Origin of the sequence: Solirubrobacter deserti, from assembly GCF_027587175.1 — a bacterium.
GTDB lineage: Bacteria > Actinomycetota > Thermoleophilia > Solirubrobacterales > Solirubrobacteraceae > Solirubrobacter > Solirubrobacter deserti.
Genome location: NZ_JAPCID010000059.1, coordinates 19,242 through 44,341, shown reverse-complemented (window position 1 = coordinate 44,341; position 25,100 = coordinate 19,242). Strand labels below are relative to the sequence as shown.

The 25,100-nt window shown below is 71.9% G+C and carries 24 protein-coding genes; 11 read left to right on the top strand and 13 right to left on the bottom strand.

The window, feature by feature from the left end; translation table 11 throughout:
- Window positions 1-723: MFS transporter (locus OJ962_RS28915; protein WP_270006777.1), on the top strand; the 723-nt coding region annotated here is incomplete at its 5' end.
- On the opposite strand, the gene OJ962_RS28910 is transcribed toward OJ962_RS28915, so the two are convergent.
- Together OJ962_RS28910 and OJ962_RS28905 are read right to left on the bottom strand one after the other, a co-directional pair.
- On the bottom strand, window positions 644-1,339 hold the full coding sequence (locus OJ962_RS28910; protein WP_202953971.1) for an SRPBCC family protein: 696 nt from the start codon (window positions 1,337-1,339) through the stop codon (window positions 644-646). The genes OJ962_RS28915 and OJ962_RS28910 overlap by 80 nt on opposite strands.
- The gene (locus OJ962_RS28905; RefSeq protein WP_202953972.1) at window positions 1,336-1,650 is read right to left on the bottom strand and encodes an ArsR/SmtB family transcription factor; all 315 of its coding nucleotides are present in this window, start codon (window positions 1,648-1,650) and stop codon (window positions 1,336-1,338) included. Before OJ962_RS28905 ends, OJ962_RS28910 begins: the two co-directional genes overlap by 4 nt.
- A gap of 31 nt (window positions 1,651-1,681) precedes the next feature.
- Here OJ962_RS28905 and OJ962_RS28900 point away from each other — a divergent pair, with 31 nt between their 5' ends.
- Together OJ962_RS28900 and OJ962_RS28895 are read left to right on the top strand one after the other, a co-directional pair.
- The gene (locus tag OJ962_RS28900; protein ID WP_202953973.1) at window positions 1,682-2,458 is read left to right on the top strand and encodes a 50S ribosomal protein L11 methyltransferase; all 777 of its coding nucleotides are present in this window, start codon (window positions 1,682-1,684) and stop codon (window positions 2,456-2,458) included.
- Window positions 2,431-2,856: a hypothetical protein gene (locus OJ962_RS28895; RefSeq protein ID WP_202953974.1), complete on the top strand. Its 426-nt coding sequence runs from the start codon at window positions 2,431-2,433 to the stop codon at window positions 2,854-2,856. The genes OJ962_RS28900 and OJ962_RS28895 overlap by 28 nt, the downstream gene beginning before the upstream one ends.
- Here the strand turns inward: OJ962_RS28895 and OJ962_RS28890 are convergent.
- Window positions 2,843-6,394 (bottom strand): alpha-L-rhamnosidase, encoded by a 3,552-nt coding sequence (locus OJ962_RS28890; protein ID WP_202953975.1) that lies wholly within the window; start codon window positions 6,392-6,394, stop codon window positions 2,843-2,845. The genes OJ962_RS28895 and OJ962_RS28890 overlap by 14 nt on opposite strands.
- A 91-nt stretch (window positions 6,395-6,485) precedes the next feature.
- On the opposite strand from OJ962_RS28890, the gene OJ962_RS28885 reads away from it, so the two are divergent.
- Genes OJ962_RS28885 through uvrA form a run of 4 tightly spaced genes read left to right on the top strand, consistent with a single transcriptional unit; the run spans window position 6,486 to window position 12,375 of the window.
- Complete coding sequence (locus tag OJ962_RS28885; RefSeq protein ID WP_202953976.1) at window positions 6,486-7,256, top strand: A/G-specific adenine glycosylase; 771 nt, start codon at window positions 6,486-6,488, stop codon at window positions 7,254-7,256.
- A 31-nt stretch (window positions 7,257-7,287) separates the two neighbouring features.
- Complete coding sequence (locus OJ962_RS28880; RefSeq protein WP_202953977.1) at window positions 7,288-7,902, top strand: DivIVA domain-containing protein; 615 nt, start codon at window positions 7,288-7,290, stop codon at window positions 7,900-7,902.
- Window positions 7,899-9,431, top strand: coding sequence for a carboxypeptidase M32 (locus OJ962_RS28875; RefSeq protein ID WP_202953978.1), 1,533 nt, complete (start codon window positions 7,899-7,901; stop codon window positions 9,429-9,431). The genes OJ962_RS28880 and OJ962_RS28875 overlap by 4 nt, the downstream gene beginning before the upstream one ends.
- A 55-nt stretch (window positions 9,432-9,486) precedes the next feature.
- Window positions 9,487-12,375, top strand: a complete 2,889-nt coding sequence (gene uvrA, locus OJ962_RS28870; RefSeq protein ID WP_202953979.1) for an excinuclease ABC subunit UvrA — start codon at window positions 9,487-9,489, stop codon at window positions 12,373-12,375.
- Between the two features lie 88 nt (window positions 12,376-12,463).
- Here the strand turns inward: uvrA and OJ962_RS28865 are convergent, their stop codons facing one another.
- The 3 genes from OJ962_RS28865 to OJ962_RS28855 form a co-directional block, all read right to left on the bottom strand.
- Window positions 12,464-13,894 carry an MFS transporter gene (locus OJ962_RS28865; RefSeq protein WP_202953980.1) on the bottom strand — a complete coding sequence of 477 codons (1,431 nt, stop codon included), beginning with the start codon at window positions 13,892-13,894 and terminating at the stop codon, window positions 12,464-12,466.
- 42 nt (window positions 13,895-13,936) lie between these two features.
- Entirely contained in the window at window positions 13,937-14,413 is a 477-nt protein-coding gene (locus OJ962_RS28860; protein ID WP_270006776.1) for a MarR family winged helix-turn-helix transcriptional regulator, read from the bottom strand.
- Window positions 14,414-14,479: 66 nt separating this feature from the next.
- On the bottom strand, window positions 14,480-15,397 hold the full coding sequence (locus OJ962_RS28855; protein ID WP_270006775.1) for a LysM peptidoglycan-binding domain-containing protein: 918 nt from the start codon (window positions 15,395-15,397) through the stop codon (window positions 14,480-14,482).
- A gap of 133 nt (window positions 15,398-15,530) precedes the next feature.
- Here OJ962_RS28855 and OJ962_RS28850 point away from each other — a divergent pair, with 133 nt between their 5' ends.
- The gene (locus tag OJ962_RS28850) at window positions 15,531-16,103 is read left to right on the top strand and encodes an acyltransferase (RefSeq protein WP_202953982.1); all 573 of its coding nucleotides are present in this window, start codon (window positions 15,531-15,533) and stop codon (window positions 16,101-16,103) included.
- Here OJ962_RS28850 and OJ962_RS28845 read toward each other — a convergent pair.
- Genes OJ962_RS28845 through OJ962_RS28830 form a run of 4 tightly spaced genes read right to left on the bottom strand, consistent with a single transcriptional unit; the run spans window position 16,087 to window position 19,193 of the window.
- Entirely contained in the window at window positions 16,087-16,683 is a 597-nt protein-coding gene (locus OJ962_RS28845; RefSeq protein WP_202953983.1) for a DUF47 domain-containing protein, read from the bottom strand. The two genes, OJ962_RS28850 and OJ962_RS28845, sit on opposite strands and share 17 nt — an antisense overlap.
- 30 nt (window positions 16,684-16,713) lie before the next feature.
- Window positions 16,714-17,607: a 3-methyl-2-oxobutanoate hydroxymethyltransferase gene (gene panB / locus OJ962_RS28840; RefSeq protein ID WP_202953984.1), complete on the bottom strand. Its 894-nt coding sequence runs from the start codon at window positions 17,605-17,607 to the stop codon at window positions 16,714-16,716.
- 33 nt (window positions 17,608-17,640) lie between these two features.
- Complete coding sequence (gene panC / locus OJ962_RS28835) at window positions 17,641-18,495, bottom strand: pantoate--beta-alanine ligase (protein WP_202953985.1); 855 nt, start codon at window positions 18,493-18,495, stop codon at window positions 17,641-17,643.
- Window positions 18,492-19,193, bottom strand: coding sequence for a DUF2520 domain-containing protein (locus OJ962_RS28830; RefSeq protein WP_238931350.1), 702 nt, complete (start codon window positions 19,191-19,193; stop codon window positions 18,492-18,494). The genes panC and OJ962_RS28830 overlap by 4 nt, the downstream gene beginning before the upstream one ends.
- Window positions 19,194-19,256: 63 nt before the next feature.
- Here OJ962_RS28830 and OJ962_RS28825 point away from each other — a divergent pair, with 63 nt between their 5' ends.
- On the top strand, window positions 19,257-19,949 hold the full coding sequence (locus OJ962_RS28825) for a uracil-DNA glycosylase (protein ID WP_202953987.1): 693 nt from the start codon (window positions 19,257-19,259) through the stop codon (window positions 19,947-19,949).
- Here OJ962_RS28825 and OJ962_RS28820 read toward each other — a convergent pair.
- Window positions 19,946-21,763, bottom strand: a complete 1,818-nt coding sequence (locus OJ962_RS28820; protein ID WP_202953988.1) for a methyl-accepting chemotaxis protein — start codon at window positions 21,761-21,763, stop codon at window positions 19,946-19,948. The genes OJ962_RS28825 and OJ962_RS28820 overlap by 4 nt on opposite strands.
- A gap of 37 nt (window positions 21,764-21,800) precedes the next feature.
- Window positions 21,801-22,412 (bottom strand): GNAT family N-acetyltransferase, encoded by a 612-nt coding sequence (locus OJ962_RS28815; protein WP_238931351.1) that lies wholly within the window; start codon window positions 22,410-22,412, stop codon window positions 21,801-21,803.
- 42 nt (window positions 22,413-22,454) lie between these two features.
- Between OJ962_RS28815 and OJ962_RS28810 the strand changes: the two genes are divergently transcribed.
- Together OJ962_RS28810 and OJ962_RS28805 are read left to right on the top strand one after the other, a co-directional pair.
- Entirely contained in the window at window positions 22,455-22,763 is a 309-nt protein-coding gene (locus OJ962_RS28810; protein ID WP_202953990.1) for a hypothetical protein, read from the top strand.
- On the top strand, window positions 22,760-23,731 hold the full coding sequence (locus OJ962_RS28805; RefSeq protein WP_202953991.1) for a glycosyltransferase family 4 protein: 972 nt from the start codon (window positions 22,760-22,762) through the stop codon (window positions 23,729-23,731). The genes OJ962_RS28810 and OJ962_RS28805 overlap by 4 nt, the downstream gene beginning before the upstream one ends.
- Here OJ962_RS28805 and OJ962_RS28800 read toward each other — a convergent pair.
- Window positions 23,728-24,867 carry an HD domain-containing phosphohydrolase gene (locus OJ962_RS28800; protein WP_202953992.1) on the bottom strand — a complete coding sequence of 380 codons (1,140 nt, stop codon included), beginning with the start codon at window positions 24,865-24,867 and terminating at the stop codon, window positions 23,728-23,730. The two genes, OJ962_RS28805 and OJ962_RS28800, sit on opposite strands and share 4 nt — an antisense overlap.
- Between the last annotated feature and the right edge of the window lie 233 nt (window positions 24,868-25,100).

The following is a 25,100-nucleotide window of genomic DNA, read 5'->3' as shown; positions in this document are numbered from 1 at the left end:
ACGGGCCGCGAGGTGCGCCCGCCGGCCGCGGCGGTCACGCCAGGCGCTGCCGCGCTGCCGGCCGCTGCGGCCACGCCCCGCGCCGCCACGTCCGCCCGCGTCGCCGACGTCTTCGCCGGCTGGCGCTTCATCCTGGCCAGCCCCGACCTGCGGCCGCTGTTCTTCAACACGCTGCTCGTCAACGGGCTGATCATGGCCACGGCGCCGCTGATGGCCGTGCTCATGCTCGGCGAGCTCGGGTTCTCGCCGCTGGAGTACGCGGTCGCGTTCGGCGTGCCGTGCGTCGGCGGGATCGTCGGCGCGCGGCTCGCGCGGCGCTGGTCGGGTGACCGGGCGCTGCTGGTGGCCGGCACGCTGCGCGGCTGCTTCGCGCTGCCGCTCGCGTTCGTCGTGCCCGGCGCGCCCGGCCTGCTGATCGTCCTCGCGACGCAGTTCGCGCTCCTGGTCGCGATCGGCGTCTTCAGCCCGCTGCTCGCGACCCGGCGGCTGCAGCTCACGCCCGACGACCGGGTCGCGCGCACGCTGGCGGCGTGGACGGTGTCGGGCAGCCTCACGACCGCGCTCCTCACCGCCGCCTGGGGCGCGCTCGCCGCGGTCGTCGGCCTGCGCGAGGCGGTCGGCGCCGCCGGCGCGCTGCTGCTGCTCACCCCGTTGCTGCTCGTGCGACCGCGGCGCGCACCCACGCCGTCGCCGGTTCCAGCTCCGCCTCGTCCGACCCGTTGACCGCGACGACCAGCCGCGCGCCGTGGCCGGTGCCGTCACCGAGCTTGACGAGCACGTTCGGCACGTCGAGCGACCCCGCGCGCAGGCGATCCCACGCGACGGCGGCCGGAACGACCAGCTGGCGCTCGATCCGCACGCTCCAGCCCGCGTCGCCGCGGATCACGACCGGGTCCTCGAGCCCGAAGGCGCGGACGAGCTCCTCATGACGCGCCTCGAAACGCTCCGGCTCCGGCAGCGGCGCCCCCGCCAGCACGAGGCCCAGCACCTGCAGGCAGTGCTCCCACCCGCTGGCGAAGCTGGCCGCGCCCGCGCGGTCGTCGAACGAATGCGTGAGCACGAACACCGTGCCGGCGCCGTCCTCGCGCAGCGAGAACTCGAGCTGGTCGCCGCCCCAGGTGAACACGAGCCGGCGCGGGGGCTCCATCGTCAACACTTGCCCCGTGCTGTCACCGAAGTCGGCCACGTCGCCCGCGAACCGGACGGGGGCGGGAAACCACGCGGCCAGGCCCTCCGGCGACGTCACCGCCCGCCACACGGCTTCGATCGGATGGTCGTAGCGGCGCTCGACCCGCACCGCGGGCCGGGCGCCGTCTCGCAGGAACACGGGATCGCTCATCGGGAAGCCTCCTCGTCATCCAAGTACCGGCCGAGCCGGTCGAGCCGGTCCTCCCACATCCAGCGGTAGGGCTCCAGCCACTGCGCCACCTCCACGAACGGCTCGGGACGCAGCTCGTACCAGCGCCGCTGCGCGTCCGGCCGCACGCTCACGAACCCGGCGTCCTTGAGCACCCGCAGGTGCTTGGACGTGATCGGCTGGCTCAACCCGAGCGCGTCGGACAGCTCGCTCACCGAGCTCGGGCCGCTCCGCAGCCGCTCGAGGATCTCGCGCCGGGCGGGCAGGGACAGCACCTCGAAGGTCGTCAACATACCTTTGAAAGTATATACCTTCTACGTGCATATGAACGAGGTCTGCGACGCTTCGCCACCGATGTACCGGCTCACCTTCCGCGGCGACGAGGACCTGCTGGACGCCGTCCTGCCGCTGCTCCCCGGCGGCGTGCGCGAGGACGAGGACGCGCTCGTGGCCTACTCCGGCGCGCCGTTCTCCGACGCCGTGCTCGCGCTCACCGGCGGCGCCGTGGACGAGGTTCCGGCCGATTGGAAGCAGCGCAAGATGAGCGCGGGCGTCGTGATCGGCGGCGTGGTCGGCATCCGCTCGCCGTTCGACCGCGAGTCCGGCGCGCCGATCGAGGTCGTGGTGGAGCGGCGCGGGAGCGCCTTCGGCTCCGGCTCGCACCCGACGACCCAGATGTGCGTGGCGCTGCTGCTCGAGCTCGAGCCGGGCGGGAGCGTCGCCGACCTCGGCTGCGGCGTCGGCACGCTCGCGATCGTGGCCGCGAAACTGGGCTGGGCGCCGGTCGTCGGCGTCGACCGGGTGCCGGTGGCGATCGAGGTCGCGCGTGAGAACGTCGAACGCAACGGGGTGGACGTCGACGTCGCCGTGTCCGACCTGGCCGTCGACGACATCCCGCTCGCGAACGTGCTGCTGGTGAACGCGCCGCCGCCCGTGCACGAGCGCGTGGCCGCCGCCGTCGACGACCGCGTCCGCCACGTGATCGTGTCCGGCATCGTGGCCGAGGAGATGGAGGACGTCGTCCGGCGCTACACGGGCTTCAAGATCGCCAAGGCGCTGGGAACGGAGGACGAGTGGATCGCGCTGCGGCTGAGCTGCTGAGCGCGGACCGCGCCGTGAGCGAGGGCGCCGCGCTCGGTCAGCTGGCGTGCGCGCTGCCGGACGGCGGGCTGCTGATCACGGCCTCGCGGCTGGTCGAGTTCGGCGCGCGGGCGGCGATCCTGCTCGCCCCGGGCCTGTTCCGCCTGGACCTGACGCCGCAGGAGGAGACGCTCGGCCTCTATCCGCGGATCCTCGGCCCGTGGGAAGTCGACTGGCGCGCAGCGGAGGAGTCGTGGGACGGCTACCGCGACGCTTCCGGCCCGGCGCCGATCGAGCTGCACGGGACGTTCGGCGATCAGTACACCGCGTGGATCCACGTGCTCTCGTTCACGGAGCGGGACGCCTTGGCCACGCACTTCGTGGCCAAGGCGGAGATCCGCGTCGTTACGGAGCGGTAGTGCTCAGCGTGAACGTGAGCGTCTTGCTGTAGCTGCCGGTGCGCAGGGGCTCGTCGGCGCCGACGTCCTGCGCGAACGTGAGCGTCTTGGCGCCGTTGCTGACCGGTCCGGTCCACGTGTGCAGCGGCGTGGGGGAGCTCGACCCGCCGACCGCCTTGCCGTCGATGCGCAGCGGCTGGGCGAGCGCGAACGAGCCGTTCACGAGCCGGCCCGTGGCCGTCGCGCTCGGGTCGTGCACGCTGAGCGCGGCCTCGCCGGCGGTGGACGTCACGGTCGCGCGCGCCTCGCCGTCGTACGTGCGCGGGACGCCGGGAACGAGCGCGCCCAGCGTCACGGGGCCGACGCTCAGCGCGAGTGTCGGGGGAACCGTCCCCGCCACGTCGCCGTTCACGCTCGTGGCGTTGCTCACCGCCGCCAGGAAGCGGTAGCTGCCCGAGCCGACCTCGTAGGTGGCGACGCCGTTCGCGGTGCCCTTGTGCACGACGCCGGGCTGCTCGGCCGCGGGCTTGCCGTTCTCGAACACGACCTGCCCGTCCGCGAGCGGCAGGCGCAGCTCGGCGCGCGTGTTCACCGGGACGTCGACGTCGATCGTCAGCCGGCCCGCGGCGTCCTTGGACCAGGCGGTCCGCGCGGGGCCGTACGCCGTCTTGACGGAGGACGACGCGCTCCCCAGGTCGCCCGTGGACGGCGCGACCAGCAGCTTCTTGTAGCCCGGCTCGAGCGGGGCGAGGCCACCGACCTCGTCGTAGAGCCAGTCGCCGATCGACCCCAGCCCGAAGTGGTTGAACGAGTTCATCCCGAGGTCCTGCAGCGTGCCGTCCGGCTTGATCCCGTCCCAGCGCTCCCAGATCGTCGTGCCGCCGCGGCTGAGCATGTAGCCCCAGCTCGGGTAGGTGTCCTGCACGAGGAGCTCGTGCGCCAGATCGGCGCGGCCGCCGTCCTCGAGCACGTTGAGCAGGAACGGCGTGCCGAGGAAGCCGGTGCTCAGGTGGTTGCCGCGGTGCGCGACGTCGTCCGCCAGGCGGTCGAAGGCGCGCTGCTCGAGGTCATCCGGGACGAGCCCGAACTTCAGCGCCAGCACGTAGCTGGTCTGGCTGCCGGTGCCGACGGTGCCGTCCGCGCGCACCCAGCGGTTGGCGAAGGCGGACTTGATCTGGGCGTGCAGGCTCGCGTAGGAGGCGGCGTCGGCGTCCTCGCCGAGGATCGTCGCGGCCTGGCGGACCAGGTCGGTCGAGTAGGCGAAGAACGCGGTGGCGATGAAGTCCTGCGCCGTGTTGTCGACGGCGAGCCAGTCGCCGTAGCCGCTGTTGGGCCGGATGAGGTTGGTCGAGTTGGCCCGCAGGTAGGCGATCCAGCGCTCCATCGCGTCGTAGTTCTCGCGCAGGACGCGGACATCGCCGTAGCGCTTGTAGAGCGCGAAGGGGACGACGGTGCCCGCGTCACCCCAACCGGCGACGCCCTCGCCGCAGCACGTCTTCGGCGCCACGTCGGGGAACGCGCCGTTGGCGGACTGGCTGTCGCGCAGGGTCTGCATCCACTGGCCGAGGTAGTGGCTCGCGTCGCCGTTGAACGTGCCGGTCGTGGCGAAGGCCTGGATGTCACCGGTCCAGCCCAGGCGCTCGTCGCGCTGGGAGGCGTCGGTGGGCACGGCCAGGAAGTTCGACCACTGGCCCCAGCGAATCGCGCTCTGGATCTGGTTGACGAGCGCGTTGGAGGAGGTGAAGGTGCCGAACTCGGGCAGGTCGGAGGTCACCACGCGGCCTTCCAGGCTGTCGACCGTGCCGCCCGTGACCTCCACGTAGCGGAAGCCGTGGTAGGTGAAGCGCGGCTCGTGAGTCTCCTGGCCGCCACCGCGCAGGGTGAACGTGTCCGTCTGCAGCGCGGAGCGCAGGTTGGCGGTGTGGACGGTGCCGTCGTCGTTGAGGATCTCGCCGAAGCGCAGCTTGAGCTGCGTGCCGGCGGCGCCGGTGGCCTTGACGCGCGCCCACCCGGCGAAGTTCTGGCCGAGGTCATAGACGGTGACGCCGGGCTTGGGCGTGGTGACCGTCTTGGGGACGAGCGTCTCGATGACGCGGATCGGCGGTGAGCGGTCCGGCTCGATCGTCATCGTCTCGTTGCGCAGGACGGCGTTGCGCCAGCCGCCGTCGAAGCCGGGCTGGTTCCAGTTCGCACGCTCGAGGCGTGCGTCGAACGTCTCGCCGTCGTAGATCGAGGAGGCGCGCAGGCCGCCCGTGCCGGTCTGCCAGCTGTCGTCGGTGACGACGCGGGTGGTGGTGCCGTCGGCGTAGGTGATCTTCAGCTGGGCGATCAACGCAGGGTTGGTGCCCCACTTGCGCCCGCCCTGGAGGCGGCCGGCGTACCAGCCCTCACCGAGGACGGCGCCGATCGCATTCTCACCCGGCTTGACGAGGCCGGTGACGTCGTAGGTCTGCGCGGGGACGCGCTTGGTGTACTCGGTCCAGCCCGGGGCGAGCACGCGGTCGCCGACCTTCTGGCCGTTGATGGACAGCTCATAGAGGCCGAGGGCGGAGACGTACAGGCGGGCCTGCGCGACGGTCTTGTCGGCGGTGAAGTCCTTGCGCAGGTACGGGCTCGGCTGGGAGGGGAGGGAGACGTTGCTGCCCCACGGTCCGGAGCCGTACGTGGCGAGCTCGCGCGCGGCCTGCCAGGCGGAGTCGTCGAAGCCGGGCTGCTCCCAGCCCGCAGGGGCGTTCGCGTTCGACTTCCAGCTGAGCGCCATCGTCTGGCCGCCGGCCTGCAGGCGGCCGATGAAGGCGCCCGGGGTGGCCGCTCCGCTGCCGTTGAGGCGGTTCTTGGCCTGAACGGCGATCGTGTTCGCGCCGGCCTTGAGCGGGACGTCCACGAGCTGCGCCTTCTGCCACGCGTTCTCGTCGGCGTCGCGGATGCTCTTGGTGTCGATCACGAGCGTGCCGTTGACGTAGACGGCGGCCTCGTCGTCGACGGTGAACAGGAAGCGGCCGCTGCTCGGCGCGGTGGCCAGGTCGACGGTGGCGCGCAGGTAGCGCGTCATCGCCGGCATGTTCTGCGTGCCGTCCTCGTGCCAGATCCAGCGGGCGCCGCTCAGGTTCAGGTCATCGCTCGGCGCGGCGATCCACTTCGCCGCGGACCAGTCCGCGTTGGTCAGCAGGGCGGTCTCGAGCGTCGCGGGCGCGCTGTAGTCGCTCGGGCGGCCCGCCTCGTCCCAGACGCGGACCTTCCAGCGGTACTGCGTGCCCGATTCCAGCGCGGGTCCGGCGTAGGGGACGTTCGCCGACGCGGGGGAGCGGACCTCGCCGCTGTCCCAGACGGTTTGGTCGCCCTGGGTGACGATCACCTGGTAGGCCGACTGGGAGCGGTTGCGGCCGTCACCGTTGAGCGTCCAGCCGAAGGCGGGGCGGGCGCTGGCGAGGCCGAGCGGGTCGGTGAGCCGGTCGGCGGTCAGCGCGCCGGGGGTGAGCGGAGCGGCCTGGGCGACGGCAGGTGGGACCGCGACGCAGGCAGCGGCGATCGCCGCGGCCGCGAGGACACGTTGCAGCAACTTCGTTCTCTCCTCCTGGTTGACTGCTTGGGCGGAACGGTACAAAACGATCACGACCGAACGCAACCGCTCTCGCTTCTATGGTCCGTGTGTGGACGTAGAAGCGCTGCTGGACTGGTACGAGTGGGTGCGCCGGCCGTTGCCCTGGCGCGAGACGCGCGACCCGTACGCGCTGCTCGTGAGCGAGGTGATGCTCCAGCAGACGCAGGCGCTGCGGGTGGTGCCGTACTACGAGCGGTGGCTGTCCGCGTTTCCGACCGCGGCTTCGTTGGCCGCCGCTCCGACGCGGGACGTGCTCGCGCTGTGGTCGGGCCTCGGCTACAACCGCCGGGCGCTGGCGCTGCAGCGCGCTGCCGTGTTCGTCTCCGAGCACGGCTGGCCCTCGGACCTCACCGAGCTGCCCGGCGTGGGGAAGTACACGGCGGCTGCCGTCTCCTCGTTCGCCTGGGACCGGGACATGGCCGCCGTGGACACGAACGTGCGCCGCGTGATCACCCGGCGTGAAGGGCTCGACGTCGACGTGGACGCGCGCGCCGACGCGCTGCTGCCGCGCGGGCGGGCGGCCGTGTTCAACCAGGCGATGATGGAGCTCGGGGCGACCGTCTGCCGCCCTCGGGTACCCGACTGCGCGCGGTGCCCGGTCGAGCGTGGCTGCCTCCGGCTGGTGGTCGCGCCGGCCCGTCGCGTCAAGAAGGAGAAGTTCGAGGACACCGACCGCTGGGCGCGCGGGCGCGTCGTCGCCTCGCTCCTGGCCGGCGAGCCCTTCCCGCTGGACGGCGAGCGGTTGGAACGGGCCCTGGCGGGTCTCGAACGCGACGGCCTGATCGTCCGGGACTCGTCCGGTCGTCCACAACTGCCGTAGGCCGCGGGTGTGCCTCCTATCCTGAGCGGTCGTGGATCGCGACCGGATCCTGCGCCGTGACTTCCCGACGGGTCGTCGCGGCTACGACCCAGCCGCCGTGGACGAGCACCTGCGCCGGGTGGCGGACGCCTTCGAGGCCAACGCGCCGCTTCCCGCGCCCTCGCTGGCCGCCTCCACCTCCGAGCAGGTCCGCGAGATCCTCGAGGCCGCCGAGCGCAGCGTCGCCCAGGTGCGCTCCGACGCCGCGCGCGAGGCTTCCGACCACGTCGCTCAGGTCCAGCAGGCCACGTCCGGCATGCTGGCCCAGCTCGACGCCCTCGAGTCCGAGCTCGGCCGCCTGCTCGAAGCGCTCCGCGCCTCCGGCGAACGCCTCACCGAGGGCCTCCAGCAGCTGCAGGCGGACGTCGCCGGCGCCGCGCCGCCGCCCGCCGAGGCGCCCGCTCCGCCCGCGGACTCCTCTTCCCCCGCCGACGCGGCCCCCGTCTCCGCGCTCCCCGCCGACGACGCCGGTGCGCGGCTGATCGCGCTCAACATGGCGCTCAGCGGCTCCTCGCGCGAAGAGACGGCCGCGTACCTGGCCGAGCACTTCGAGCTCACCGACGCCGAAGGCCTGCTCGACGACGTCTACGCGCGGGCCCAGAAATGAACGAACTCGCCGAGTTGCACCGCCGCGCGCGGGAGATCGCGGACCTGAACGGGATCGGCGGTCTGCTGCTGTGGGACCAGAACACGATGATGCCGCCGGGCGGGGCGAGTGCGCGCGCCGATCAGTTCGAGGCGCTCGAGCGCATCCAGCACTCGCGGCTGACCGACCCGCAGCTCGGCCGCATCCTCGAGGAGCTCGCGCCCTGGGCCGCGTCCGAGGACCCCGACTCCGACGACGTCCGCCTGATCGCCACCCTCAAGCGCGACCACGAGAAGGCGGTCCGCGTGCCGACGGACCTCGCCGCCGAGATGTCCTCGGCCGCCGCGCACGCGCAGCAGGCCTGGCTGGAGGCCCGCGAGCGCAGCGACTTCGCCCGCTTCGCGCCCGCGCTCGAGCGCATCCTCGAGCTCCAACAGCGCTACATCGCCTGTTTCGACGACACGGGCGAGTACGCGCACCCGTACGACATCCTGCTCGACGACTACGAGCCGGGCCTCACGACGGCCGAGATCCGCGACATCTTCGGCGTCCTGCAGCAGGAGCTCGTCCCGCTCGTCTCCGCGGCCGCCGCGGCGGGGGAGGACGGGCGCCTGTTCCCGGGCCAGTTCCCGGTCGAGCGCCAGAAGCCGTTCGCGGAGGAGCTGCTGCACGCCCTCGGGTACAACGCCGAGCACTGGCGGCTGGACCCGTCCGTGCACCCGTTCGCGCGCTCGATGGCGCACACGGACGTCCGGCTCACCACGCGCTGGGAGCCCGACGACCTCTCGATGGCGTTCTACTCCTGCCTGCACGAGTTCGGGCACGGGCTCTACGAGGCGCAGATGTCGCCGTCCCACTACCGGACGACGCTCGCCGACGCTGCCGGGCTCGGCACCCACGAGTCCCAGAGTCGGCTGTGGGAGAACCTGGTCGGTCGCGGCAAGCCGTTCTGCGACTGGGTCCTGCCGGTGATGCAGCGCCACTTCGGCCATCCGTTCGACGCGTGGAACGCGGGCGAGCTCTACCGCGCCGTCAACCAGGTGCGGCTCTCGCTGATCCGCATCGAGGCGGACGAGACGACCTACAACCTCCACATCGCGCTGCGCTTCGAGCTCGAGCTGGCGATGGTCGAGGGGCGGCTCTCCGTCGCCGACCTCCCGGACGCGTGGGACGAGGCGACGCATCGGCTCCTGGGCCTTGAGACGCCGTCGATCCACGAGGGCGTTCTGCAGGACATCCACTGGGGCGCGGGCATGATCGGCTACTTCCCGACGTACACGATCGGCAACTTGATGGCGGCCCAGCTGTGGCAGGGCCTGCGCGCGGAGCTGCCGGACGTCGATGATGCGATCGCCGCCGGCGACTTCGGGCCGCTGCGCGAGTGGCTGCGCGACAACATCCACCGGCACGGCCGCAAGTTCGACTCGCGCGAGCTGCTGCGGCGGGCAACCGGGGAGGACCTGCAGGTGGAGCCGTTCCTCGTCTACCTCGAGGACAAGCTGCTCGACGCCGGGTTGCTGACCGCTCCGGTGCGCGTTCCCCGCTCCTAGCGAACGTCTGTTCGAAAAGTCCGTCCGCCCGGGGCCTAGACTGAGAGGCGGTCTTATGTCCAGCCGCCAGAACTCCATCGTCGTCTCGGGCGCCCGCGAGCACAACCTCAAGGACGTCACCGTCGAGCTGCCGCGTGACTCGCTCGTCGTCATCACGGGCCTGTCCGGGTCGGGCAAGTCGTCCCTGGCCTTCGACACCATCTACGCGGAGGGCCAGCGCCGCTACGTGGAGTCGCTGTCCGCCTACGCGCGCCAGTTCCTGGGGCAGATGGACAAGCCGGACGTGGACTCCATCGAGGGCCTGTCGCCGGCCATCTCGATCGACCAGAAGACGACTTCGAGGAACCCGCGCTCGACCGTGGGGACCGTGACGGAGATCTACGACTACCTGCGCCTGCTGTGGGCGCGGATCGGCAAGCCGCACTGCTTCAACTGCGGCCGGCCGATCGCCGCCCAGTCGGCGGAGCAGATCATCGACCAGATCATGGGCATGGAAGAGGGCACCCGCTTCATGGTCATGGCGCCGATCGTGCGCGGGCGCAAGGGCGAGTACGGCAAGCAGCTGGCCGAGCTGCGGTCCGAGGGCTTCACGCGCGTGAAGGTGGACGGTGAGCTGCGCCAGCTCGAGGAAGAGATCGTGCTGGACAAGAAGTTCAAGCACGACATCTCGGTCGTCGTCGACCGTCTGGTGATGCGGCCGGACCTGCGCAAGCGCCTGGCGGACAGCGTCGAGACGGCGGTCGCGCTGGCCGACGGCATCCTCGAGGTGGAGACCGTCCCGCGCGAGGGCGAGCCGGAGATCCACACCTACTCCGAGCGCTTCGCCTGCCTGCACTGCGGGATCTCGATGCCTGAGCTCGAGCCGCGTTCGTTCTCGTTCAACGCGCCGCACGGCGCCTGCCCGCGCTGCACGGGCCTGGGCTCGATGATGGAGATCGACCCGGAGCTGGTCGTGCCGGATCCGTCGCTGTCGATCAACGAGGGCGCGATCCTGCCGTGGTCGTCGGGCGCCAACAGCTCCTACGAGCAGATCACGCAGGCCATCGCCGAGCGCTACGAGGTGGACGTCGATGCCCCGTGGGAGGAGCTCTCGGACGACATCCACAACCTGTTCCTGTACGGCACCAACGGCGAGAAGCTGTACGTCTCCTACCGCAACCGGATGGGCCGCAAGCGGTCGTACATGACGACCTTCGAGGGCATCGTCCCGAACCTCGAGCGCCGCTACAAGGAGACCGACTCCGACTGGTCGCGCGAGAAGATCGAGGAGTACATGTCCATGCGGCCGTGCCCGGAGTGCAAGGGCGCCCGGCTGCGGCCCGAGTCGCGCGCGGTCAAGGTCGGCGGGCTGCCGATCCACGAGTTCACGGCGATGAGCGCCAAGCGCGCGATCGAGTGGCTGGACGGGCTGGACCTCTCGTCGCAGGACCGGGCGATCGCGCGGCTGATCCTGCGCGAGATCGACGAGCGGCTGCGCTTCCTGGACAACGTGGGCGTCGGCTACCTGTCGATGGAGCGCGCGTCGGCCACGCTGTCAGGCGGCGAGGCGCAGCGCATCCGGCTCGCCACGCAGATCGGCTCGTCGCTGGTGGGCGTGCTCTACATCCTCGACGAGCCGTCGATCGGCCTGCACCAGCGCGACAACGAGCGGCTGATCGCGACGCTGGAGCGCCTGCGCGACCTCGGCAACACCGTGCTCGTGGTCGAGCACGACGAGGGCACCATGCGCGCGGCCGACTACGTCGTGGACATGGGCCCGGGCGCGGGCGAGCACGGCGGGCACGTGGTGGCCAAGGGCACCGCCGAGGAGATCATGCGGGTCGAGCACTCGCTCACCGGCCAGTTCCTCTCGGGCACGCGCAGGATCGAGGCGCCGGGCGCCCGCCGCAAGCCGACGGGCTACGTCGAGATCGTCGGCGCGAGCCAGAACAACCTCAAGAACGTCAACGTCAAGGTGCCGCTGGGCGTGTTCTGCGCGGTCACGGGCGTGTCCGGCTCGGGCAAGTCGACGCTGATCAACGAGATCCTCTACAAGGCCGTCGCCAACAAGCTCAACCGCGCGCGCATGCGCCCGGGCGCGCACAAGACGATCAAGGGCCTCGAGCACCTGGACAAGATCATCCAGGTCGACCAGTCACCGATCGGCCGCACCCCGCGGTCGAACCCGGCCACGTACATCGGACTGTTCGACCAGATCCGCGACCTGTACTCCAAGACGCAGGAGTCCCGCGCCCGCGGCTACAAGGCCGGCCGGTTCTCGTTCAACGTCAAGGGCGGCCGCTGCGAGGTCTGCAAGGGCGACGGCCAGATCAAGATCGAGATGCACTTCCTCCCGGACATCTACGTCCCGTGCGAGCAGTGCCACGGCAAGCGCTACAACCGCGAGACGCTGGACATCCGCTTCAAGGGCAAGACCATCGCGGACGTCCTCGACATGCCCGTCGAGGAGGCGCTCGAGTTCTTCGCCCACATCCCGAAGCTCAAGCGCCGGTTGCAGACCCTGCACGACGTCGGCCTGGACTACATGCGGCTCGGCCAGCCCGCCACGACCCTGTCCGGGGGCGAGGCCCAGCGCGTCAAGCTCGCCTCCGAGCTGGCGAAGGTCGCCACCGGCCGCACGCTGTACATCCTCGACGAGCCCACCACCGGCCTGCACTTCGCCGACATCCAGAAGCTCCTCGAGGTCCTTCAGACCCTCGTGGACGCCGGCAACTCCGTCGTCGTCATCGAGCACAACCTGGACGTGATCAAGACCGCCGACCGCCTGATCGACATGGGCCCCGAAGGCGGCGAGGAGGGCGGCACCCTCATGGCCGCCGGCACCCCGGAGGACGTCGCGGCCGTCGAGGAGTCCCACACGGGCCGCTTCCTGCGCGACCTCACCCCCCCGGCCCCGAAGCCCAAGCGCAAACCGCGCGCCCGCAAGGTCCCCGCGGCGGCCTGAACCCGCACGCCATCGGTCACTTGACCCCCTCTGCGGGGGTCAAGTGACCGATCGCGAGGCGGCGGCGGGGCGCCCGCCGTCTGGCGCGCTACACGGTCACCGCGACCGCCGGCTCTTCCACGGCCGCCTCGGCCGCAACGGCCGGGCGGCGGCGCAGCACGACGACCGCCATCACCAGCGCGGCGGCCGCCAGGGCCGCAGCGAGCTCGAACGCGGCGCTGTAGCCCGCGACGAGCGAGGCCGGGTCCTCGCCACCGCCGGATTCGCGCGCCGCGACGCTGGCGAGGATCGCGATGCCGAACGCGCCGCCGACCTGCTGGGTCGTGTTGATCAGCCCGGAGGCGAGGCCCGAGTCCTGCGGTGCGACGCCGGCCATCGCGAGCGTCATCAGGGCCGGGATGACCAGGCCCGCGCCGACGCCCATCAGCAGCAGGGCCGGCAACACGTCGACCCAGTACTGCCCGTCGACGCCCGCCTGGCCGAGCAGGAACAGGCCGACGGCCATCAGCGCCAGCGCCGGGAGCAGCACGAGCCGCGCACCGAAGCGCATGATCAGTCGTGCGGAGAAGCCGAGCGAGAGCACGCCGATCGCCAGCGAGATGGGAAGGAAGGAGACGCCCGTCGTGAACGCGTCGTAGCCGAGCACGCGCTGCAGGTACAGGACGGCGAGGAAGGACATGCCGAGCATGCCGGCCACCGCGACCATCTGGACGACGTTCGCGCCGACCACGTCGCGGGACTTCAGGAGGCCGAGGCGCAGCAGCGGGCGCTCCGCCGTGGCCTGGCGAGCGACGAACAGGGCCAGCAGCGCGAAGGCGACGCCGCCGAGCAGCCACGACTCCGCGTCGACGATCGTGTAAACGGCGAGCATCAGCGCCGCCGTCACCAGCACGGCGCCCGGGACGTCAGCGCCGGCGCGCAGCCCGAGCCCGGGCTCCCGCGCGAGCAGCGGCCGCGCCAGCACGAACGCGACCACGCCGATCGGCACGTTGACGAAGAAGATCCAGTGCCAGCTCAGCAACTGGGTCAGGACGCCGCCGAGCAGCAGGCCCAAGGAAGCGCCCGCGGAGCCGACGAACGAGAACACGGCGATCGCCTTGGCCTGCTCCCGCGGCGTCGGGAACATGGTCACGATCATGCCGAGGATCACGGCGGACGCCAGCGCGCCGCCCACGCCCTGCAGGAACCGGGCCGCGATCAACTGCCAGGCCTCGGCCGCGAACCCGCACAGCAGCGAGGCGAACGTGAACAGCGCGAGCCCGGCCAGGAACACCTGGCGCCGGCCGATGAGATCGCCCACCCGGCCGGCCAGCAGGAGCAGCCCGCCGAACGCGATCAGGTACGCGTTGATCACCCACGCCAGCCCGTCGGAGGACAGCGCGAGGTCCGTCTGGATCGACGGCAGCGCCACGTTCACGATCGTCGAGTCGAGGATGATCATCAGAAACCCGACGCATAAGACGACAAGCGCGAACCAGCGGTTCTCAGGGGTCAACACGGCACGAGTTCGGTCTTTCATAGACCGAACCGTACCAGATGATCTAGAAGTAGACGATCTAAATCAGGATGACCTGGGTCTCCGCACGGTCGCGGAGCACTCGGCCGGCTCGGCGAGCCGGCCGTTCATCAGGGTCTGCAGCGCGCCCACGAGCGCCTCCCGCTGATCCTCGGGCAGCGACCCGAGCACGTCGGCGTAGAGCGCGCTGACGATCTGCTCGCCGCGCTCGACGACCTCCTCACCGGCCGGCGTGACGGCGATGATGCGTGCGCGCCGGTCCGTGGGGGAGGACCGGCGCTCGGCGAGCCCATCCTTCTCCAGCGCGTCCATCGTCACGACCATCGTGGTCTTGTCGAGCGCGCAGAGATCGGCGAGCTCCTTCTGGGTGTACTCGCCCTTGCGCGCGTTGCCGAGGACGCAGTAGGCGCGCGGGGTGGCGTTGATCTGCTCCAGCGCCGCGGTCATCTCCGTCTGGAGCGCATGCGCGGCCCGGGAGAGCAGGAAGATCAGGTCAACGGGCGGGGCGGAGACGGCGGCCACGTGCCCAACGATACCAAGAACGGTCCGCGACGAGATCATCTCGCCGCGGACCGATCCGCCGTTCAACTATCCGCCGAAGCGCGGTCTCAGCGCCTGGACGTTCGCGATGTACTGCCTCGTGTCGTCAAAGACGCCGCGTGATTGCAGCGCCCCCAATCCCTGGTAGTAGGCGGCGATCGCAGCGTTCTCGTCGCCACCGGTCTGGTTGAGCAGCTGCTTGAGGTAGAGCACGCCGGCGGTCACGTTGTCGTGCGCCGACTCGGGGTTGAGCTGGCGCTGCGCGAGGTTCTGTTGCACGTAGTCCCACGTGCCCGGCATGACCTGCATCACGCCGCGCGCGTTGGCCGAGGAGACCATCGCGTTGTTGAAGCCGCTCTCCTGCCACGCGATGGCGGTGGCGAGCGAGGGGGAGACGCCGTGCTGGGCGGCGACGTTCTGGACGTCCGCGGCGCCGACGCGCGTCGCGGTGGGCTCGGGGGCGGCGGCCGGAACGACGGTCGCCTCCGGCTCGGGCGCGGCGGCGCGCGCGGGGGCGGGAGCACCCGTCGGCAGCTTGATCACCGTGCCGGCGAGCAGGACCCCGTTCGGGTCGAGCCCGTTCATGGCCGCGATGTCGCTCACGGCCACGCGCGAGGACGCGGCGAGCCCGGACAGCGTGTCGCCCGCGCGCACCGTGTAGCCACCCATCGGCGCGGGCGCAGCCGGAGCGGCGGCCGGGGCGGACGATGAGGGAGCGCTCTCGGTGGCGGCGGGCGTCGAGGACACCAGCCCCGCGTTCTGGAGGGCGGCGTAGCCCTCCGACGTCGACGGCACCTGGATCGTCGAGCCGAGCACGACCTGCGAGTTCTCGGACAGCCCGTTGAAGGCGGCGACGGTGCGGGTCGTCAAGTTGTTGGCCGCCGCGATCGACCACAGCGTCTCGCCGGGCTGCACGACATGCGGCACGGCGGCGGTGGAAGGAGCGGCGAAGAGAAGCGCGAACACTACGGCGTACAGCGGGGTGAGCCGCAAGACAAAGGCCTCCTGCGTTGGGTGTGACCCCACGAGGCTTGCCCGTCGGCTCTCATATTGGAAGCGCTGCGCGCGGCTTTACGTCCCCCTGCATAACATCGCCCACGTGGACGACCTCAAGCTGTGGGCGCAGAAGTGGCGCTGGTACCAACGCAACTCCCTCCCCTGGAACCGCGCGCGCATCCACTACGAGTTCGCGAAGCGGCGCTCGTTCGCGCGCTGGCCGATCCACGGCGAGATCCTCGAGCTCTTCGACGAGAACCGCCTCACGCTCGGCGAGCACGTCCTGCTGGAGCCGAACGTGTGGCTCACGGGCTCGGGCCGCATCCACATCGGCGACGGCAGCATCCTCAACCTCGGCGTCCAGGTCGCGGCGGTGGACCGGGTCACGATCGGCGCGCACTGCATGTTCGCCAACGGCTGCTTCGTCACGGACGGCAACCACCGCTTCGACGACCCCGACCAGCCGATCACCTGGCAGGGCTTCACGTCCAAGGGCCCGACGACCATCGGCGACAACGTCTGGTGCGGCGCCAACGTCGTCATCACGTCCGGTGTGACCGTCGGCGAGCGCTGCGTGATCGGCGCCAACAGCGTCGTCACGACCGACATCCCGCCGTTCAGCATCGCGGCCGGCGCACCCGCCCGCGTGCTGCGCGAAATCACTTACCGTGCTTGATGATGATGCCCTCGAGCGTGTTGGCCGTGCGCTCGGTGGCGTCGATCGCCTCTTCCAGGCGCTCGAAGAGGTCCTTCCAGCGGATCACGAGCATCGGATCGATCCCGTGGTCGAACAGGGCGGCGACCGCCTCGCGGTAGATCCGGTCGCCCTCGTCCTCGAGCCGGTTGACCTCGAGCCGCTGCGGGTGGATGTCCTGCAGCTTGCGCAGCCGCGGCATCGCCTCGGCGATCTGCCGGGCCGCGTCGCGCAGGACGCGGGCCATCTGCTCGGCGGCCTCCATCGGCGCCTCGATCTTGTACAGCCCGAGGAAGTCCGCGACCTCCTCGGTGAAGTCGACGATGTCGTCGAGCGCCGAGGCGAGCGTGATCACGTCCTGGCGGTCGAAGGCCATCTTGCCGCCCTCGTTGAGCCAGCTGAAGATGTCGTGCGTGATGCGGTCGCCCTCGTGCTCGCAGTCGACCATCTCGCGCGTCGTCGCGGCGGCGTCCGGCCACTGCTCGAGAATGGTCACGAGCAGGTCAGCGGCGCGCACCGCATTGCGCGCCGCCTCCTCGAGTAGATCGAACAGCCGCCTCATCCCGCGGCCACTATATGTGAACGCGGAGCGTCACCCGACGTGGGTGCGCGGCACGGCGGGCAACTCGGCCCGGAAGCGCTCGAGCTCCTCGGGCGCGATGTTGTAGGTGTGCTCGGGCGCCGGGAACGTGCGTGAGCGCACTTCGTCGGCGTAGGCGTCCACGCCGCGGCGCATCTCGTCCTTGACCGCTGCGAACCGCTTGGCGAACTTCGGCTGGAAATCGTCGTGGATCGTGAGCAGATCGTGTAGGACGAGTACCTGCCCGTCCGTGCTCGCGCCCGCCCCGATGCCGATGATCGGGATCTCCATGTAGGGCATGATCGCGTCGGTCACGTCGGCCGGGATGGCCTCGAAGACGATGCTGAAGGCGCCCGCCTCCTGCAGCGCCAGCGCGTCTTCGAGCACGGCGCGGGCGCGGGCGGCGGTGCGGCCCTGCGCGCGGTACCCGCCGAGCATCGTGGCCGTCTGGGGGGTGAGCCCGACGTGCCCCATCACGGGTACGCCGGCGCGCACGATCGCGCGCGCCCGCTCGGCCATCGCGCCGCCGCCCTCGAGCTTGACGGCGTCGCAGCCCGCCTCCTTGACGAAGCGGTGCGCGGTCTCGATCGCCTGCGCGTCGCTGGCCTCGTAGGAGCCGAACGGCAGGTCACCGACCAGCAGCGGCGTCTTGAGCCCGCGCCGCACGGCGCGGGTGAGCATCAGCAGTTCCTCCACCGTCACCGGCACCGTGTCGGGGTAGCCGAGCACGTTGTTGGCGGCGCTGTCGCCGACGAGGACGACGTCGACGCCCGCCTCCTCGACCACGAGCGCGCTCGGGTGGTCGTAGGCGGTGATCATCACGATCGGCTCGCCCAGCGCACGCATCTCGTGCAGCTTGGTGAGCGTGATCCGCTTGCGGTTCGGGTCCTTGGGCGGGGTGGACATGGTGCCTCCTGGGATTGGTTGACGCCTGAGGGCTCAGGTCGCCACCGGGGCCGGAACGGGTTCCAGCACGAGGTTGTCTATGAGTCTGACGGGTCCGACGCGCGCTGCGACCGCGACCAGCGCGGGCGCGGCGATCGTGGACAGTGGAGAGAAGGTCAGCGGGTCGACGACCGCGAGGTACTCGGGGTCCTCGATCTGGGCGAGCGCGGCGGCGCGGATCCGCTCGACGTCACGCTCGCCGGCGGCGACCGCGTCCCGCGCGGCGAACAACGCGCGGCTGAGCGAGAGCGCCTGCTCGCGGTCTTCCGAGCTCAGCCGGACGTTGCGGGAGCTGAGCGCGAGGCCGTCCGGCTCGCGCACCGTCGGCAGGACCTCGATCTTGGACGAGAGGTCGAGATCGCGCACCATGCGCTTGACGACCGCGACCTGCTGGGCGTCCTTCTGGCCGAAGTAGGCGGCGTCGGGCGCGACGATGTTCAGCAGCTTGCAGACGACGGTGCAGACGCCCGCGAAGTGCCCGGGGCCGCGCTCGGCGCCCTCGAGGATCTCCGACAGCCCGGCGACGCTGACGGTCGTCGCGAACCCCTCGGGGTACATCTCGCTCGCGGGCGGGGCGAACAGCACGTCGACGCCCAGCTCGGACGCCTCGACCGCGTCGTTGGCCTCGCTGCGCGGATAGTTCTGCAGGTCCTTCGGATCGTTGAACTGCGTCGGGTTGACGAACAGGCTGACCACGACCGCGTCCTGCTCGTCCTTGGCCGCCCGCATCAGCGAGTGGTGGCCGGCGTGGAAGGCGCCCATCGTCGGGACCAGCCCGACGGACCGGTTCTCGGCGCGGCAGTTCCCCAGCCAGGCGCGCATCTCGGCGATGGTGCGGATCGTTCTCATGCCCAGCTTCTTCTACCCGCCACGGCGCGGGTGACTTCGGCCAACTCGGTCCAGACCGGCAGCAGCTCAGGCGTCCGCTCGGCGATCGTGGCGCGATGGCGCTCGACCGTGAGCTCGTCTCCGCGTGCGATCGCGCCCGTGAGCGCCTGCTCTGGACCGATCTCCGCCCACTGGCGCGCGGTCGCCAGGACGAGCGGGGCGAGCTGGCGGCGCGAGATGCCCGCGGTGGCGGCGAGCCGCTCGGCGCAGGCCTCGAGCGCGACCAGGAAGTTCGCGGCGATCGCGCCCGCGGCGTGGTAGGCGACGCGGTCCTCGGCGGGCACGCGGGTGACCTCCAGCCCGAGCCGGTCCGCGAGGGCGAAGGCCACCTCCAGCGCGCGGTCCGACGTCCCGTCCACGGCCCCACCCGCGCCGCGCAGGATGCTCGGGTCGCTGCCGGGCGGCGTGGACATCATCGGGTGCAGGCTGAAGCCCTCGCGGGCGCCGAACACCTCCAGTCCGGTGGCGCCGGACACGTGGCCGAGCAGCGGGCCTTCCGGCATCGCGGCCGCCACGGCGGCGATCGCGGTGTCGGGGACGGCGAGCAGGAGCACGTCCACGTCGGCCGGAACCGGCTCGTCGCGCCGGAGCGCGCGCGCCTCGAGCGCCTGCGCGAGGACCGTTCCCATCCGGCCGGCGCCGACCACGGCCACGGACATTCTTGTCGCGGAGTTTGCGGGCATTCAGGCCGATTCTGCCGTGCCCGGCGGTACCGTGACGCCATGTCCAGCGCTTCGGAGCGGCGCGAGGAGCTCAAAGCCGTCTTCCACCAGTCCCAGGGCTGCGTGAAGTGCCCGCAGCTCGCGGCGGGCCGGACGACCGTGGTCTTCGGCTCCGGCCACGCCGACGCGGACCTGATGTTCGTCGGCGAGGCCCCGGGCGCCAACGAGGACAAGCAGGGCGTCCCGTTCGTGGGCCAGGCCGGCCGCCTGCTCGACACCCTGCTCGGCGAGATCGGGATGACGCGCGGCGACGTCTTCGTGGTCAACGTCTTGAAGTGCCGCCCGCCCGGGAATCGCGACCCGCTCCCGCAGGAGATCGACAACTGCCAGGACTACCTGTTCCGGCAGCTGGAGCTGATCGAGCCGAAGGTCGTGTGCACCCTCGGGAACTTCGCGACCAAGCTGCTGCGCGCCGACCCGACCGGGATCACGCGGCTGCACGGGCGCGCCGAGGAGCGGCTGATCGGCCCCCGCCGCGTCCGGCTGTACCCGATCTACCACCCGGCGGCGGCGCTCTACACGCCGTCGATGCTGGAGATCCTGCGCACGGACTTCCACCGGCTGCCGGCGCTGCTGGCGCTGCCCGCGCCCGAGCAGCCCGAGCCGGAGCCCGTGGTCGTGGAGGAGCCCGAGCCCGAGCCGGTGATTCCGGAGCCCGAGCTCATCTACGAGCAGCAGCTCGGCCTCTTTTAGGTTGCGACGGTGAAGCGGCCGACGAGGCCGTTGAGGTGCTCGGCGGTCTGCGCGAGCTCCTGTGCCGACGCGGCGATCTCCTGCGCGGACGCGGACGTCTCCTGCGTGGACGCCGACACCTGCTCGGCGGACGCCGACGACTGCTCGGCCACCGCGGCGACCTCGGCCACGTCGTGCTCGGCCCGGCCCGCCTCGGCCGAGATCTGCTGCACGGCGGCGGCGATCTCGCCGACGCGCGCGCTGACCTCGCCGACAGAGCCGCCGATCGCCTCGAACGCCGCGCGGGTCCGCTCGACGGTGGCGACGCCGTGCTGCGTGCGCTGGGCGCCGTCGCCGACGGCGTTGACGGCCAGCACCGTCTCGGCCTGGATCTCGCTCACGAGCTCCGCGATCTGCCCCGCGGCGGCCTGGGACTCCTCGGCCAGCTTGCGCACCTCCTCGGCCACGACCGCGAAGCCGCGGCCCTGCTCGCCGGCGCGCGCCGCTTCGATCGCCGCGTTGAGCGCGAGCAGGTTCGTCTGCTCCGCCAGCCCGGTGATGGTGGTCACGATCCCGCCGATGCGCTCGGACCGCTGTGAGAGCTCGTGGATGGCGCGGCCGGCCAGCTCGGAGGCCTCGGCGACCTGGCGGATCGCGTCGGAGGCGTCCCCGGCGGCAGCGACGCCGTCGGCGGCGAGCCGGCGGGCCTCCTCGGCCGCGCTGGCGGTGTCCTGCGCCGTCTGGGCGCTGGTGGACGCGGCGCGCGAGGCCTCCTGCACGGCTTCGCGGGTGGACTCGACCATGCGCACCTGGCGCTCGGCGCCCTGGGCGACGTCGGTCAGGGCGGAAGCGATCTCACCCACGGCGCGCCCCGCCTCGTCCGAGGACGTCGCGACGTGCTGGGAGGCGGAGGAGACGGTGCCGGCGCTCGTCGCGAGCTCGCCGACGAGGGTCGCGAGCTGGGCGCGCATCTCGTTGTAGTCGGCGATCGAGTGAGCGGTGGTGGCGCGGATCTCGTCCACGGCGCGCGCGACACGGGCGATCTCGTCGCCGCCGCTGTGCTCGAGCGGCAAGGTGGTGGGCGAGAGCGTCCGCGTCAGGTCGCCGGCGGCGATGGCGGCCAGGCCGCCGGACAGGTCGGCGGTGTCGTGCTCACGCAGGGACCCGAGCCGGTCGAGGATCGCGCGCACACCGCGCGTGACGCCGCGGATGATGAGCGTGGCGCTCGCGGCGGCGATCAGCAGCGCGAACAGCGCGACGAGGATGACGGTCCGCTTGCCGCCGCTCGCGGCTTCGGCGGCGCCGACGGACGCCGCTTCGCTGAACGCCTCGGAGTTGGTTTCGACGGCCTGGTTGAGCTCGGTGAAGGTGTCAAAGGCAGGAAGACTCGTGCTGCGCCGGTTCGCGCGCGCCGCGTCGAGGTCGCCCGCGCGCACGAGCTCGAGCGTGCGGGTGATCGACCCCTGCAGCTGCGTGGCGGCTGCGGCGCTGTCACGCAGGCGGCGCGGCATCTCCAGCACGGCGAGCCGCTGCGCCTCGGCCAGTGATTCGGCGAACGCGTCGCCGTCGTCCGTGGTCCACGCCGCCTTCAGGCGGTCGTCGAGCGTGCTCGGCGCGCCGTACAGCAGCGCGGAGGCCTCGACGTCGAGCGCCTCGCGGGCGGCGATCTCCATCGACATGATCTGCTCGTCCAGGACCGCGCCGCGCTTGGCGTCCGCGGTGCGGTCGGCGAGCGCGCCCATCCTCGTCACCGCGACGGCGGTCACGGCGAGCAACAGCAGCAGGGTGACGCCGAAGGCAGCGGCGAGCTTGGATCCAAGGGACAGACGCGACATGAGTTGACCGGGAGATCGGCACCGGTCAACGATTGCTTTAGGCGGCTTCGCTGTTCTTCGCGGCCGCGTGCTCGTCGGCGGTGATGGCGTAGCGCTCGTGATCGCGCCACTGGCCGCCGATCAGCAGGTAGCGCGGGGAGAAGCCCTCGAGGCGGAAGCCGGCGCCGCGGGCGAGCGCGATCGACGGCTGGTTGCCGGGCTGGATGTTCGCCTCGACGCGGTGCAGGCCGAGCGGGCCGAACGCGTGGGCGAGGATCTGCTCGAGCGCCTCGCGCATCAGACCCTGCCCGGCGTGGCGCTCGTGCGCGTAGTAGCCGAGGTAGGCGGACTGGAACGCGCCGCGGACGATCTGGCTGATCGTGAACACGCCGGCGATCGCGCCCGTGTCGCTGCGGCACGCGAGCAGGCACAGGAAGTCCTCGCGGCGCGAGCGGCTGTAGAGCTCCTCGAACTGGTCGGCGCGCTCGGGCGGGTACGTCCACGGCCGGTGCAGCCGGTGGCTCTCACGCGCCAGGGCGAGGAACTCGGCGCGGTCCTCGCGCGCCAGCACCCGCAGGTAGACGCGCGCGCCGGCGGGCGACTCGGCCACGGCGATCTCGGCGGGGCGGACGACGTCTCCCGGACGGCGACGGAGCACTGGCCTCTTCATGCGGCTGCTTATCAAAGCGCACGCATCAATACTGTGCGACCGATGAAGCGCGTGGTGGTGATCGTGGTGACCGGACTGGCGGCGTGGACGGGGTGCGCGGCGAGCTCGTACAAGTTCTCGTGCACGAACCGCGTGTGCGAGGTGGAGACGTCCGGTCCGGCCGAGCTCGACTTCGAGGAGGAGTACGGCGAGACGGTGGAGGTCGTCGAAACGCGCGACGGGCGTGTGACGCTGCAGGCCGGCACGGCGCGCGCGACGCTCCGGACCGGGCAGAACGGCGCGCTCGGGGCGCTGAAGGTGGACGTCTCCAGCGTCAAGGGCGAGCGGGCCTACTTCACCCTGCGTCCTTGACGGCGCCCGCGATCGACGCGCGCGCGGCGGCCCGGCCGGAGCTCGGCGGGGTCGAGCGGTGGGCGCGTGAGCTGTCCGCCCGGCTGCCGTACACCGTGCACCGCCCGCCGGAGGCGCTCTCACACCGGGCCGGGCACGCGTGGGAGCAGGCCGTGCTGCCGCTGCTGAGCGCACGCGCGCCCGCCCTGCTGTGCCCGGCGAACCTGGCGCCGCTGGCGGCTCGCAACGTCGTGGTCGTCATCCACGACGCCGCGCCGCTGCGGCGCCCGGACTGGTATTCGAACCTGTACGCGAGCTTCCAGCGGCGCGTGTTGCCGCTGATTGCGCGCCGCGCACGGGCGGTCATCACCGTGAGCGAGTTCTCGCGCCGGGAGCTGCGGGAGCTGCTGGGTGTGGACGCGCACGTCGTCTACGGCGGCGTGGATCCGCGTTTCGCGCCGGGGGAGAAGGCCGAGCGGCCGTACGTGCTGTGCGTCGCCTCCCACACGGCGCGCAAGAACCTGCGGGCGTTGGTGCCGGCGGCCGAGGCGCTGGCGCGCGAGGGCGTGGAGCTGCGCGTGGCGGGCGGGCACCGGCCGCAGTTCGCCGCCGAGAGCGGGCTGGGCGCCTTGAAGCTGCTCGGGCACGTCGACGACGCCGCGCTCCCGGCGCTGTACGCGGGCGCGGTGGCGTTCGTGCTGCCGTCGGTCTACGAGGGCTTCGGGCTGCCGGTGCTGGAGGCGATGGCGAGCGGGACGCCGGTGGTCGCCTCCGGCGTGACCGCGCTGCCGGAGACGTGCGGCGGCGCGGCGCGGCTGGTCGAGCCGGACGGCGAGGCGATCCGTGAGGCGCTGCTGGCCCTGCTGGGCGATGCGCGCGAGCAGGAGCGGCTCCGCGCGGCAGGGCTGGAACGCGCGCGCGAGTTCCGCTGGGAGCGCACCGCGGGCGAGGTCGACGCGGTGGTCCGCTCCGTGGCGCGGGCGCGCTAACCCGCCGCGATGGCGCGGCGCAGGGGCGCCGGGACACGCAGGGCGTGCAGGCGCGGAACCGGCGCAGGCTCGCGCTCGGAGACGGGCTCTTCGGCGACGACCGCGAAGCACGCCTGGACGACGCGCGGGTCGAAGCGGGTGCCGGCGGCGTTCTCGAGCTCGACCAGCGCGTCGGCGTGCGAGAGCTCGGGGCCGCCCTTGGCGGTCAGCGCGGACCAGGTGTCGGCGACCGCGACGATGCGCGAGGCGATCGGGGTCACCGAGCCGCGCAGGCCCGCGGGGCCGCCCCCGCCGTTCCACCACTCACCGACGTGTCCGGCCTCCCAGGAGGCGCGAGACGGGTCGCGGAGGGTCTGGCGCGCGTAGGCGATCGGGTCGCCGGCGTCGGCGCGACGGGCGAAGGCCAGCTCGGTCACGCGGAGCAGGTGGCGGCGCTCGGCGCGATCCAGCCCCAGGTGGAGGGCGAGCGCGTAGGCGTAGCGACGCGTCGCGGCCAGCGGGTCCAGCGCCGCGACCGGACGCGTGCGTGCGGCCAGGAACAGCGCGGTCTGCGGGACCACCGCCACCAGCGCGAACAGCGCCAGCGACAGCACGCCGACCAGCGGGTACAGCAGCACGGTGATGCCCGCGAGCGTGAGCATCACGATCGTGGCGGGCGCCGTGTCGGCGATGATCTGCGGGCCGGCGGTCCAGCGGTGGCCCAGGTACAGCGGCGCGTAGAGCGCCGGGCCGACCGAGATCTGCGTGACCATCATGACCATGCCGGCCGCCAGCAGCCACGGGAGCGCCTCGAGGCCCAGGGTGGACGCCGAGACGCCGGCCGCCGACAGCAGCGCGGCGCCCGCAAGCGCTTCCCAGCCGAAAGCGGCGACGTTCGCCAGGTTGCCCTGGCGGACGATCCGCTCCCGGCGTATCAATCCGCCGATCGCGAGGGGCAGCACCGCCACCAGGAAGGCGGGGAACGGCCCCATCAGGACCAGGGTGATCAGCACGAGCTCGAGCGCCGCGTCGAACGAGAGGCCGTTCGGCATGGTGATCTCCGTGACGTCTGCGATCACCGCCAGCGCCAGCAGGACGAACAGCAGACCAGGCTGGTCCCACGAGGACGGCGGAGCGAGCCACACGAAGGCGGGCACAAGGGCAACCGCCGCCGCGCCGTGTACAGCGAGCGCAACCCGTGGGCGTGTGATCCGGTTCGACACGAGTGCGCGCAAGCGTATACGCCGCAGGGGCGGTATGGCCGTGCGGATTGGTAGGTGATTCAGCGCGCAGGTAAGCGCGGCGACAAAGGCGCTTAGCACTTGACGTGGCCCATGACCCCTCCCCCCGTGTTCGGTTCCCCCGAAAAGCGCCAACGCGCCATAAGTCG